Source organism: Flagellimonas cixiensis (genome assembly GCF_042134615.1).
Classification (GTDB): domain Bacteria; phylum Bacteroidota; class Bacteroidia; order Flavobacteriales; family Flavobacteriaceae; genus Flagellimonas; species Flagellimonas cixiensis.
In genome coordinates this window covers 3,352,622-3,365,275 of sequence record NZ_CP169639.1, presented here as the reverse complement: position 1 = coordinate 3,365,275, position 12,654 = coordinate 3,352,622, and the positions used below count along the sequence as shown (strand labels likewise).

13 protein-coding genes are annotated in these 12,654 nt (G+C 39.9%); 5 read left to right on the top strand and 8 right to left on the bottom strand.

The window, feature by feature from the left end; genetic code table 11:
- The first annotated feature begins 27 nt into the window (after positions 1-27).
- The 5 genes from ABT310_RS14965 (at position 28) to ABT310_RS14945 (ending at position 4,954) form a co-directional block, all read left to right on the top strand.
- Positions 28-1,035, top strand: a complete 1,008-nt coding sequence (locus tag ABT310_RS14965) for a glycosyltransferase (RefSeq protein WP_375324698.1) — start codon at positions 28-30, stop codon at positions 1,033-1,035.
- A 41-nt stretch (positions 1,036-1,076) separates the two neighbouring features.
- On the top strand, positions 1,077-1,994 hold the full coding sequence (locus tag ABT310_RS14960) for a YbbR-like domain-containing protein (protein WP_375324697.1): 918 nt from the start codon (positions 1,077-1,079) through the stop codon (positions 1,992-1,994).
- Positions 1,991-2,584, top strand: coding sequence for a dephospho-CoA kinase (gene coaE / locus ABT310_RS14955; RefSeq protein ID WP_375324696.1), 594 nt, complete (start codon positions 1,991-1,993; stop codon positions 2,582-2,584). The genes ABT310_RS14960 and coaE overlap by 4 nt, the downstream gene beginning before the upstream one ends.
- 64 nt (positions 2,585-2,648) lie before the next feature.
- Positions 2,649-4,232, top strand: a complete 1,584-nt coding sequence (locus tag ABT310_RS14950; protein ID WP_375324695.1) for a sensor histidine kinase — start codon at positions 2,649-2,651, stop codon at positions 4,230-4,232.
- Positions 4,233-4,240: 8 nt separating this feature from the next.
- Positions 4,241-4,954 carry a response regulator transcription factor gene (locus tag ABT310_RS14945; RefSeq protein WP_375324694.1) on the top strand — a complete coding sequence of 238 codons (714 nt, stop codon included), beginning with the start codon at positions 4,241-4,243 and terminating at the stop codon, positions 4,952-4,954.
- Positions 4,955-5,059: 105 nt separating this feature from the next.
- On the opposite strand, the gene ABT310_RS14940 is transcribed toward ABT310_RS14945, so the two are convergent.
- The 8 genes from ABT310_RS14940 to ABT310_RS14905 form a co-directional block, all read right to left on the bottom strand.
- Entirely contained in the window at positions 5,060-5,551 is a 492-nt protein-coding gene (locus ABT310_RS14940; RefSeq protein WP_375324693.1) for a gluconokinase, read from the bottom strand.
- Positions 5,552-6,466 (bottom strand): tRNA (adenosine(37)-N6)-dimethylallyltransferase MiaA, encoded by a 915-nt coding sequence (gene miaA, locus ABT310_RS14935; RefSeq protein ID WP_375324692.1) that lies wholly within the window; start codon positions 6,464-6,466, stop codon positions 5,552-5,554.
- On the bottom strand, positions 6,463-7,302 hold the full coding sequence (locus ABT310_RS14930; RefSeq protein WP_375324691.1) for an ion transporter: 840 nt from the start codon (positions 7,300-7,302) through the stop codon (positions 6,463-6,465). Before ABT310_RS14930 ends, miaA begins: the two co-directional genes overlap by 4 nt.
- Positions 7,303-7,323: 21 nt before the next feature.
- A complete protein-coding gene (locus ABT310_RS14925) occupies positions 7,324-8,649 on the bottom strand; it encodes an exonuclease domain-containing protein (protein WP_375324690.1) in 1,326 nt (441 codons plus the stop codon).
- A gap of 14 nt (positions 8,650-8,663) precedes the next feature.
- Positions 8,664-9,323, bottom strand: a complete 660-nt coding sequence (locus tag ABT310_RS14920) for a YggS family pyridoxal phosphate-dependent enzyme (RefSeq protein WP_375324689.1) — start codon at positions 9,321-9,323, stop codon at positions 8,664-8,666.
- An 81-nt stretch (positions 9,324-9,404) separates the two neighbouring features.
- Positions 9,405-10,640, bottom strand: a complete 1,236-nt coding sequence (locus ABT310_RS14915) for a DUF1015 domain-containing protein (RefSeq protein ID WP_375324688.1) — start codon at positions 10,638-10,640, stop codon at positions 9,405-9,407.
- Between the two features lie 6 nt (positions 10,641-10,646).
- The gene (locus tag ABT310_RS14910) at positions 10,647-11,534 is read right to left on the bottom strand and encodes a 3-hydroxyacyl-CoA dehydrogenase family protein (RefSeq protein WP_375324687.1); all 888 of its coding nucleotides are present in this window, start codon (positions 11,532-11,534) and stop codon (positions 10,647-10,649) included.
- Positions 11,535-11,618: 84 nt separating this feature from the next.
- Complete coding sequence (locus ABT310_RS14905; protein WP_375324686.1) at positions 11,619-12,584, bottom strand: Gfo/Idh/MocA family protein; 966 nt, start codon at positions 12,582-12,584, stop codon at positions 11,619-11,621.
- Positions 12,585-12,654: the final 70 nt, after the last annotated feature.

Sequence of the window (12,654 nt, the reverse complement as noted above, 5' to 3'; positions counted from 1 at the left end):
TAGTGGGTGGCTTTCTTTTTTTTTGACATGAACAGATATTTCTCCATAATTGTTCCAGTGTACAATAGGCCTGAAGAAGTTCGTGAGCTATTGGGCAGCCTCCAGAAACAAGATTTCAAAAAAGAATTTGAAGTGGTGATTGTGGAGGATGGTTCTTTGGAAAGTTCTGAATCAGTGGTGAATTCATATCAAAAAAACCTTCAGATTTCGTATTACTTCAAAGCCAACTCAGGCCCTGGGGATTCTCGAAATTTTGGTATGGAAAAGGCTAAAGGTGATTACTATATCATTTTGGATTCCGATTGCATACTTCCATCACAGTATTTAACAGAAGTCGATACAGAGCTGCAAAATGAGTTTGTGCATTGTTTTGGTGGTCCAGACGCGGCCGACGATTCTTTTACGACCGTGCAAAAGGCCATTAATTATGTCATGACTTCTTTTTTTACCACAGGAGGAATTCGTGGAGGGAAAAAATCTGTTGGGAAGTTCCAACCCCGCAGTTTTAATATGGGTATTTCAAAAGAAGCCTTTGAAAAAACAGGAGGTTTTGGGAGGATTCACCCAGGAGAAGACCCTGACCTTATTTTTAGAATATGGAAAGCGGGTTTTGATACCCGATTGTTCCCCAATGCCTTTGTGTACCATAAAAGGCGTATCGATTGGAACAAATTTTACATTCAAGTGAACAAATTTGGAATGGTGCGCCCCATTTTGAACCATTGGCATAAAGGAACCGCAAAACCAACCTATTGGTTTCCGACCCTATTTATAATGGGGTTGTTGTTGGCATTGCTATTGGCTTGGTTTGAAATTGATTTACCATTGTGGTTATATGGATGTTATTTTACGGTACTTTTATTCGATGCACTTGTGAAAACTGGAAATTTAAAAGTTGCCATTTTATCAATTTTTGCAGCTTTGACCCAGTTTGTAGGATATGGACTCGGTTTTTTCAAGTCCACAATGTTGCTTAACTTTAGTAAAAAGGAACCAGAGGAGCTGTTTCCTAAACTATTTTTCAAGAAAAAGTAATCGTGCTCAAAAAGGTAATGCCAGGCCTCAATCAAAAAAAAGTGAAGGTATTTTCACTGTTTTTGTTGTGCTCTTTTTTGGCATGGTTTATCAGTAATTTATCGGAATCTTATGAATCAAGGGCCTATTTCAATCTCAATTATAGGAACCTGCCCGATTCCCTTTTGTTGGGAACACATTCGGAAGAACAGATAGAGGCAAAGCTTAGGGCCAGTGGTTTTCAATTTTTGTACTATAATTTCTTTAAGCAACGAATGGATATCGATGTGTCGCAAGTTGCATATCAAAACGGGAACTATTTTTTGGACGAAGCACCACTAAAAAGGCAGTTGGAGCGCCAACTATCACAAAATATATCATTGATTGAATTGGATAGACGTCAACTAGTGGTGAATCTTTATCAGGTGGATACCAAAAAAATACCCATTGAGGCCAACATTGATTTGAAATTACAACAAAACTTCATTTTGGATGGAAAACTGCGGATTTCGCCAGATTCTGTTCAGGTAAAAGGGCCTAAAAATGAAATTGACACCATACGGGTGATCAAAACGGTACCAATACAATTAACCAATGTAAACACTGACTTTTTGAAAGATGCTGCCTTGGTTTTTCCAAAAGGACTGGATAACAGCATTTTTTCGATTGCACAAGTAAAGGTATCAGGGAGCGTGTCCAAGTTCTCGGAAAAGGTGTTTGAAGTGCCTATTAAAGGAATAAACTTTCCAGAAGGGTATCAGGCCAAAATCTTTCCGAACTCGGTAACAGTGCTTTGTAAAGCCACAATCGGTCGATTGAAAGAGGTAGCGGCAAGTGATTTTGAAATTGTAGCAGATTATGCCCAATTGAATGGATCAAGTAGTAGCACCCTGTTTTTGAGTCTTTCCCAAAAACCAGAAGATGTGTACGATGTTCGCATGGAGGAAAATACGGTAAACTTTGTATTGGAACAGCAATGATGATAGTGGGTTTAACAGGAGGGATTGGAAGTGGCAAAAGTACTGTGGCCAAAATGTTTCAGGAATTGGGCGTTCCCATTTACGATTCAGACAAAGAGGCCAAGCAACTAATGGCATCCTCCGAGAAAGTAAAGCAAGCCATTATCGACCTATTGGGCGAGGAGTCATACGAAAATGGCATTTTGAATAGAACATTTATTGCTGGAAAGGTTTTTGCCGACCAAAAATTATTGCAGAAATTGAATGCAATTGTTCATCCAGCCGTTAGAAACCATTTTTTGGAATGGGCAGAAACACAGTCAGCTCCGTACGTTATCCAAGAAACCGCATTGATATTTGAAAACAATGCCCAAGACAAGTACGATTGCACCATATTGGTGACAGCACCTTTTGAAATACGCATACAGCGGGTAATGGAGCGGGATCAAGTAGGCAAAAAGGCTGTTGTGGACCGCACTGAAAATCAGATGGAAGATGGAGAAAAACTAAAACAAGCCCATTTTCATATCGAAAACCTCGACTTAGCCAAAACCAGGGACGAAGTTAAGGCGCTACATCTCAAACTTTTAGCAAAGGCTTCTAAATTTTAACATTTTTGTTAAGGTTAGGTTAAACGCTAAAATTTCTAAATGTTAAATTTTTAATTTTACGCTAATGAACAAGAAGCTATTCGTTCTTCTGGTGGTTCTCATGAGCTTGTCCCTAGTTGGGATTATTTTGGTTCAGGTGTATTGGATCAGGACCTCCATCAACGACAAGGAAGAACAATTTTCACGGACGATTACGGATATACTCGACAAGGTTTCAGAGCGAGTGGAGAAGAGGGAGATGAATGAATATTCCGACCAATTGGCCATGATGGCGGATAGCATTGGAGAGCCTAAAAGTGCTCAGTTCAAAAATTTCATGTTTATGGAAAGGGACCTCGATTCCGATGAGATTCTTTTTTATTCACATGGGATTCTAGAAGAGGATTACAACATAACATCAACGTTCTTTGATAATACTTTAGGTGCGGAAGACACCACATTGCTCAGAAACTTTACCAGTAGAAGAACCAAACAGGTTTTTAAACGGGAAGGAGGCTTGGACGGGCAAAGTTATAGCCTTACACCCATCGAAAAAGTAACGAGTATTGGAAAGCTGAGCAGTATTGAACGGGCCGCTTGGGAAGATGTGTTTATGGAATACGCCAAAACACAACCTATCCATAAGCGTGTTACCAAACAAGAACTGGAATTGTTATTGAGCCAAGAGCTGAGCAACCGTAATATCGACATTGATTACGAATACGGAGTGTACAGCCAAGGATACCCTACCAAAATCAGGTCTAGGAAATTTAAGTTTTCTGGGGATAAAATGTATAAGGCGCCCATTTTTAGGGATGCTGAAGGAATGACTACATTTTCATTATTGTTGACATTCCCTGGAATGAAAAAGTATCTGTTCAGGTCGTTAATGGGAATGGCCCTTTTATCACTGATTTTCACATTGGTGATTATTTTGGCCTATTCGAGTGCCATTTACCAGCTGATCAAACAAAAGCGAATTTCTGAGATCAAATCCGATTTCATCAATAATATGACGCATGAGTTCAAAACTCCGATTGCCACGATAAATTTGGCGGTTGAGGCCATAAAAAACCCAAGTACCATCGATGATAAGGAAAAGGTACTTCGTTATTTGGGCATGATCAGGGATGAGAATAAGCGCATGCATGCGCAGGTGGAGAATGTGTTGCGTATATCCAAATTGGAGAAAAACCAATTGGATATCACCAAGGATAGAGTGGATATTCACGATATTATCCAAGATGCTATAACCCACGTGGAATTGATTGTTCAAGATAGGGGAGGATACGTAAACGCCCATTTAGATGCAGTGCGTTCCGAGGTGCTGGCCAATGATATGCACATGACCAATGTGATTGTTAACATTTTGGACAACGCGGTGAAATATTCACCGGAGACACCAAAAATTGATGTCTACACCGAAGTGGTGAAAAACAACATCATTATAAAAGTGCAGGATCAAGGCGCTGGAATGAGCAAGGCCGTACTTAAAAAAGTATTTGAGAAGTTTTACCGGGAACATACCGGCGATATACATAACGTAAAAGGTCATGGTTTAGGATTGGCCTACGTAAAACGAATTATAGATGATCACCAAGGTGAGGTTTATGCAGAAAGTGAAAAAGACAAAGGAAGCACCTTCTTCATTAAACTCCCTTTAATTTAAAATAAACTATGGAAACAGAAAAAAAGAAGATACTACTCGTAGAAGATGACCCAAATTTTGGAATCGTCCTCAAAGATTATTTGTCCATGAACGATTTTGATGTGGTTCTGGCCAAAAACGGAATGGAAGGTTTTGAAAAGTTTAAAAAGGACAATTATGACGTTTGTATTTTGGACGTGATGATGCCTTATAAGGATGGGTTTACCTTGGCAAAGGAAATTCGCGAGAAAAACGAGAACATTCCAATTATTTTCTTGACGGCCAAAACCATGAAAGAAGATGTTCTTAAAGGATACAAAGCAGGAGCAGACGATTACCTGAACAAACCTTTTGACTCGGAAGTATTGTTGATGAAGCTTAAAGCAATCATTCAACGCAAAGCCTCGAGTTCTTTGGCGGACAGTAAGCAGTTTGAATTCCAAATCGGGAATTTCCACCTGAACTCCAAATTGCGTTTTCTTAAATATATGGATGAGGAGCCCATTAAACTTTCCCCAAAAGAAAATGAGCTTTTGAGATTGTTGGCCCTTCATGAAAACGATTTGATGCCACGTGAATTGGCGTTGACCAAAATCTGGAGAGACGATAATTATTTTACATCTCGTAGTATGGATGTGTATATCGCCAAGTTGAGAAAATACTTGAAAAAAGATGATTTGGTGGAAATACTGAACATTCACGGGGAAGGATTCCGATTGGTTGTTAAGGCTGAAAATCAGTAAAAACAATCAATTATAAAATAGAAAAGCCACCTAAAGGTGGCTTTTTTTATGTGTTGACGTGGATTAAGAATAAGATTGAAACTCCTTACTTTTTACTCAAAAATATCATAGGTGTTTAAGGACTTCGGAAATAATTTCGTCGGGAGTTTGGTCAATCGAAACTGTAATTTCTTTGGTGGGAGGTTCTAAAGTATCAAATTGCGATTGAAGCAATTCATTGGGCATAAAATGGCTTTTTCGTTGTTCCAATCTTGATTTCACCAAATCAAAAGACCCCTTTAGGTATACAAACCCTAAACAATTGCCCATTCCCGCTCTTAATAGGCTTCTGTAATTCTTTTTAAGGGCAGAACAAGCAATTATGGCACCGTTCTCACGATGCTCCATACATAGTTGGTTTAAAGCAACTAACCAGTCCTTACGGTCCTCATCGTTTAAGGGAAAACCCGATTTCATTTTTTTTATGTTCGCTTCGGGGTGAAAATCGTCCCCATCAAAAAAAGGAAGGTTTAATTTTTTGGACAAAAGTTGTCCAATGGAAGATTTACCAGACCCACTTACCCCCATAACCACAAGAACAGTTTTACTGTGCGGCATTTATATGTTGTTTAGTTGATTGTTGATTTTATCAATGATTTGGTCCTTGTCTTCGTCATAATCCACCCACAGGATAGCTTCATTTTTGCGAAGCCAGGTTAATTGGCGTTTAGCAAAGCGTCGTGTGTTCTTTTTGATTTCCGAAACTGCAAAATCCAAATTGCAATGTCCGCCAATATATTCAAAAAGTTCTTTGTAACCAACTGTTTGCAATGCGTTGAGATGTTTGTGAGGGTACAGTTTTTTTGCTTCATCCAATAATCCCTGCTCTATCATGAGGTCTACTCGGCTATTGATGCGTTCATAAATAATTTCCCTAGGGGCGTTGATGCCAATGTAAAGGGATTTAAATGGTCTTTCAGGTTTTTCTTGGTTCAAAAAAGAGGAATAGGGTAGGTCGGAAGCAAGGCAAACTTCCAATGCCCTTATTAAACGATGTGGATTTTCCACGTCGACCACTTTATAATAATCCGGATCTCTTTGTTTTAGCTCTTTTTGTAGGCTTTCCAACCCTTCTTGCTTCAGTTGTTGGTTGAGTAATGTTCTCATTTTGGGGTCTACGTCGGGGAATTTATCCAATCCATTGATTACGGCATCTACATAAAGTCCGCTGCCCCCTACCATGATCACCCGCTTGTGGTTTTGAAATAATTGCTCCAAAAGTGCAAGCGTATCATGCTCAAAATCCCCCACCGAATAAGGTTCAAGAATACTTTTATGCTGAATAAAATGATGTTTGGCTTGTTGCAATTCTTCTTTTGAAGGAACGGCTGTGCCTATTTCCATTTCTTTGAAAAACTGTCGTGAATCCGCAGATACAATTTCCGTTTGAAAGTGTTGGGCCAAGTGAATGCCCAAAGCAGTTTTTCCAATAGCCGTAGGTCCTACCACGGCCAAGACAACATTATCACTCATAATACGTGTCCACAGTTAAAACAATGGGTGGCATCGTCTCTATGACCTTCAATTCCGCAACTAGGACAGGCTTGCGTGTTAACGTGCACGTAGTGGGTGCCATCATCATTTGCTTCTTCTTTAGGACTTTTCTTGCTCTTGGCAAACTCGGCAGATACAATACCTGTCGGAACGGCGATGATCCCATAACCCAATATCATGATTACCGTGGCTAAAAATTGTCCCAAATTGGATTGGGGGGCTATGTCTCCGTATCCCACTGTGGTCAAAGTCACAATGGTCCAATAAATACTACGGGGAATGCTGGTAAATCCTGCATCATCGCCTTCCACGATGTACATTAATGTGCCCAGAATCACAGAAAGAATCAAAACCACATAGATAAAAACTGCAATTTTAGTTCTGCTCGCCCTTAAAGCAGATTGCAATTGGGAGGCTTCCCCAATAAATTTCACCAACTTAAGAATTCGGAATATCCGAAGCAAACGAAATGCCCTTACTGCCAATAACACCTGGGAACCTGCCAAAATGTAGGAGAGGTAAAGTGGTATGGTGGAGAGGAAATCAATAATACCGTAAAAGCTGAACACATACCGCAGCGGTTTTTTTATACTGATGAGCCTTGCGATATATTCCAAAGTGAAGAAAATTGTAACGGCCCATTCCAAAGTGAGCAATGTACCATGGTAGTGCTCGTCAAAATCATCAATACTCTCCAGCATCACCAAAATCACACTGAATATGATCAGGATGAAAAGTATGATGTCGAACATTTTGCCAGCAGGAGTGTCCGCTTCATAAATCACTTCATGAAGGGTGTTTTTCCATTTTGGCATCGAATTGTTCGTTTTCAAGGTTTAGCTGGTTAGTGGAATTCTTTTAAGTCGATTGTTTTTTCTTAGATAGGATTCGATAATGAATTTTGTGTTCTCATCCGCCTCCATTGGGGTCATAATCGATTCTAAGATATGAATATTATTGATTTGATGGTTGAGTTCCACAAAGCCAAACCCTTGTAATTGACCATTTTTGATGAGCAAAAAGCTACGTTCCCCGGTTTCACGGCCTTGGTCCAATAAAGCCATGTTTTTACCCTCAATGCTGTATTTGTCAAAAGCAGCTTGAATCTTTTCATTGCATTCATTTTCAGGATTGGTTTCTGCAATGCATACTTCTTTTAAATCCTTGTTGCACGGACATAATTCAAATTCCGTACTGATTTTCTTTATGAAATTATGCGCTGATGAAGGACCACTGAATCCCATCTTGTTTGCGACCAGTTCTTTATCGTTTTTAATTTTTAAAACAAGGTGTGAGTTGCCGTTCAGACTAAAATCAATCGTGTGTGTGAATAATTTTCTCTTGGGCGCATGGTTCAATTTAGGCCTGTTCTTCTTTTGTTCTTGGTATTCTTTTAAAATAGCCAACAATTCACTTCCCGTTGTCTCGTAGGTCACCCTTTTGGTGATCTTTTGAAGTTTTCTGGCCTGATTGTTCACATTGGTGAAATGCTGGTTTACCCGTTTTTTAATGTTCTTAGATTTCCCAATAAAAATGATTTCCCCGTCCTTGTCGTGCAGATAATACACCCCTGTGGTAGAGGGAAGACTGGTCACCATATCCAGTTGGGTAGGGGATAGTTCTCCATGGGTTTCTTCCCGAATCACTTCTTTAATGATTTTCTTGTCCGAGTCCTTGTTCAGCAGTAATTTAAAAAGCTTCAAGGTGGCCAAAGCATCACCATTGGCGCGGTGTCTATCACTCATGGGAATACCCAAAGATCTTGCTAATTTTCCAAGGCTATGTGATTCCGCATCGGGAATCAATTGTTTGGATAAATCAACCGTACAAAGCGTCTTGCGCTGAAAATCGTACCCCAAACGTCGAAATTCAGTTCGTAAAATACGGTAATCAAATTGAGCATTATGGGCAACCAGAACAGTTCCTTCGGTAATTTCCACAATTCGTTTGGCCACCTCATGAAATTTGGGAGCGGAACGCAGCATTTTATTGTTGATGCCCGTGAGTTTGGATACGAATGGTTGAATTTCACGTTCAGGATTGATCAAACAGATAAATTGATCTACGACCTTATGTCCATCAAATTTATGGACGGCGATTTCCATGATGCCTTCTTCATTGTATTTTCCTCCCGTGCTTTCAATATCGAGTATGGCGTACATGAAAATTCTAGTTTTTACGTATAATTTCTAGCTCCAAATATACTACTTCCAATACGTACCATGGTACTGCCTTCTTCAATGGCAATGTGGTAATCTCCACTCATCCCCATGGATAGGATGGAAATATCAGGCAGTTCACTCTGAAGAGAATTAAAAATGGATTTTAATTGGGCAAACTCTTTATGGATTTGGGTTTCATTCTTTGTAAATGTGGCCATGCCCATTAATCCTACAATTTTGATGTTTTTCATGGCTTTGAACTCTTCAGATTGAATTAGTTCGTTCAATTCGAATGGGTCCAGACCAAATTTGGTATCTTCCTCTGCAATATGCATTTGAAGCAAACAGGATATAGTCCGATTGTGCTTCCGTGCTTGTTTGTTGATTTCCTTGAGCAGTTTTAAACTATCCACCCCATGGATCAAGGACACAAACTCGGCCATGTATTTTACTTTATTGCGCTGCAAATGCCCAATCATATGCCATTCGATGTCTTTGGGCAACACCTCCCACTTGGCGACCATTTCTTGGACCTTGTTTTCGCCAAATACCCGCTGTCCTGCTTTGTAGGCTTCCAAAATAGCCTCGTTCGGTTTGGTTTTGGATACAGCGACCAGGGTTACTCCTTTGGGGAGTTGTGATTGAATTTCAAGAATATTATCTTTTATCGACATAATGCTTATGGTGTCATTCCGCACGAGATGCGGAATCTTTTTATTTATGGATTCCCGCCTACGCGGGAATGACATTTGAAATTATAGTTCGTAAATTGCCAGTCCACTTCGTAGCTTAGGTTCAATATACGTGCTTTTTGGGGGCATTACCAAACCAGCATCGGCAATCGCCTTGATTTCTTCAACTGTAGTGGGAACCAAACTAAATCCAACAGCAAATCTACCTTGATCTACGTCCTCTTTCATTTTTATAAGGTTGTGTTTGCCATAGCCATAAGAAATCCGTTTGTCGTTGCGTAAGTCTTTAATGCCCAATATCGGCTCCAAAATGGTCTTGAAAAGGATTTGGGTATCCAATTCGCTCAAGGCATCGGTGAATTGGTAATTGGTTTTCCGAAGATGCAATTTGTAAAATTCATCTTTCAAATACATGCAGAACTCATGCTTTTTGGTAGGCCTACCCAAGCCACTGGTTTCTTTCTCGATCATGAAGTATTCATCCAGCTTGATCAAGAACTCCTTTTTGGAATAGCCATTTAAATCCTTCACCATTCTGTTGAATTCATAGATTCGCATCTGTGATTCAGGAATAAGGTAGGCCATAAAATAATTATAGGGCTCTTGGCCATTGTGCTGTGGGTTTTCTTTTTCCAAATGCTTGGCCAAAAGGTCTGAAGAGGCACTTCTGTGGTGACCATCTGCAATATATAGCGCGTCCATTTGGGCAAATGCCTTTTCCAGTTTTTCTATGCCTTCGGGATAGGATATTTTCCAAAGTTTATGATTAACGCGGTCTACCGTAGTAAAATCGTATTCGGGTTTGCGTTGGATTTTTCGTTGGAAAATGGCATTCACTTCGTCATTATCCGCGTAGGTCATCAAAACAGGTTCGGCATTAAAGCCTACGGTATCCAAATATTCGGCAAACAATTCTTCGCGCTGTTGCAGCGTATCCTCATGCTTTTTGATCACGTTGTTGCGGTAGTCCTCCACGCTGCACGCGCAAAAAAATCCAAGACTTTTAAAATCTTCTTTCTCAATTTGATAGAGATAAAAACTGGGTGACTCATCTTTTTGAAAGATATTTTCCTCCAAAAACTCCAAATAACGGTTGCGCACCAAATGGAATCGTTCTTGTCCGGTAATATGCTTTTCAAATTTGAATCCTGGGTTAATGATGTGCAAAAAGGAAAATGGATTGTACTTCAAAACCGCTTGAAGCTCATTTTTGGAATACTCCTCATATGATCTAGAAGCTACATAAAAGGCTTTGTCCTTTGTGGGGCGAATAGCCTTAAAAGGTTTTACTGTTGCCATGAGGTTCTAATTGAATTGGGATGAAACCTTTTCCGCTTTTCGGGATTCGGAGTAATCGTAGAAGCCCTCTCCGGATTTTACACCCAGTTTCCCTGCCATCACCATATTTACCAATAGGGGGCAAGGGGCGTATTTTGGATTTTTAAAGCCATCATACATCACATTGAGGATGGAAAGACAAACATCCAAACCAATAAAATCAGCCAGTTGCAAAGGACCCATGGGGTGAGCCATACCCAACTTCATCACGGTATCAATTTCACTCACTCCCGCAACCCCATTGTACAAGGTTTCAATGGCTTCGTTGATCATGGGCATTAAAATTCTATTCGCTACAAAACCAGGGTAGTCATTTACCTCTGTTGGTGTTTTTCCCAATTGTTTGGAAAGCTCCATAATGGTTTCCGTAACTTCATCGGAAGTGCTGTATCCACGAATAATCTCCACCAATTTCATAATGGGAACAGGATTCATAAAATGCATACCAATCACCTTTTCCGGTCTATTGGTGACAGCGGCTATTTGAGTAATAGAAATGGAAGAGGTGTTGGTCGCTAAAACGGTTTCTGCTTTGCAGATGGCATCCAGATTTTTAAAAATTTGTAGTTTGATGTCTAGGTTTTCTGTAGCAGCCTCCACCACTAAATCCACATCGGCAACACCTTTCGATGATTCGGTAAAGGTTGAGATATTACCAAGGGTTTCTGTTTTTTTGGCTTCATCAATCACCGCTTTGGCCAACATACGGTCCAAGTTTTTAGTGATTGCAGCAACTCCTTTATCCAAAGAAGCTTGTGAAATATCTATTAGGTTAACGTTGAATCCATTTTGTGCGAAAACGTGAGCAATGCCATTGCCCATGGTTCCTGCACCTATTACGGCTATGTTTTTCATAGTATATTGAATTTTGTCTTTTATAACTGTTCCTTCGACTCCGCTCAGGAAACATCTCAGGGTGACAGTTCAAATTGACAATACTTATTTTTTAAACGATTCGATGATATGAAGTGCTACCCTTAAGGCATTGGTACCTTGCTCCAAAGTTACAATTGGAGTCGTGTCGTTGGTAATTGCGTCGGCAAAAGTCTCCAATTCATCCAAGATAGCGTTGTTGATATCTATTTCGGGATTTTCAAAGTAAATCTGTTTTTTTTCTCCTTCGGCATTTTGTAAAATCATGTCAAAATCACCAGGTTGTTCGGGTGCATCTTTCATTTTGACCACTTCTACCTTTTTCTCCAAAAAGTCCACTGAAATGTAAGCGTCACGTTGAAAAAATCGGGATTTACGCATGTTTTTCAAAGAAATACGGCTCGAAGTCAGGTTAGCAACACATCCATTTTCAAATTCAATCCTTGCATTGGCAATATCAGGAGAACTGCTGATCACGGAAACTCCACTGGCATTGATTTGCTTAACTTCGGAAGGAACCACGCTCAAAATGGCATCAATATCATGAATCATAAGGTCCAGGACCACAGGGACATCTGTTCCTCTAGGGTTGAATTCTGCCAATCGATGGGTTTCAATGAACATGGGGTTCTCAATCTTGTGCTTCACCGCCAAAAAGGCTGGATTAAAGCGTTCCACATGCCCAACTTGCCCTTTTACCTGATGTTTTTTGGTAAGCTCCAACAATTGTTCAGCTTCTTCCAACGTATTGGTAATGGGTTTTTCTATAAAGATGTGTTTTCCTTTTTCTATGGCTTTTTTTGCACAATCAAAATGGGAAAGGGTGGGGGTTACAATATCCACCACATCCACAGCATCTATTAATGCATTCAGGTTTTCAAAATAGGTGTAGCCAAATTCTGCTGCCGCCTTTTTGGCATTGATTTCATCTGGGTCGTAAAACCCAACAAGTTCGTATTTGTCCGATTGATTTAAGAGCCTCAGGTGAATTTTACCTAAATGTCCCGCACCAAGGACACCAACTTTTAGCATATTCTAGTTTTTTTCAAAAATACGGATATGATGGCACTCCTCCATAAAAAATAGGTTTGAAGTACCTTTA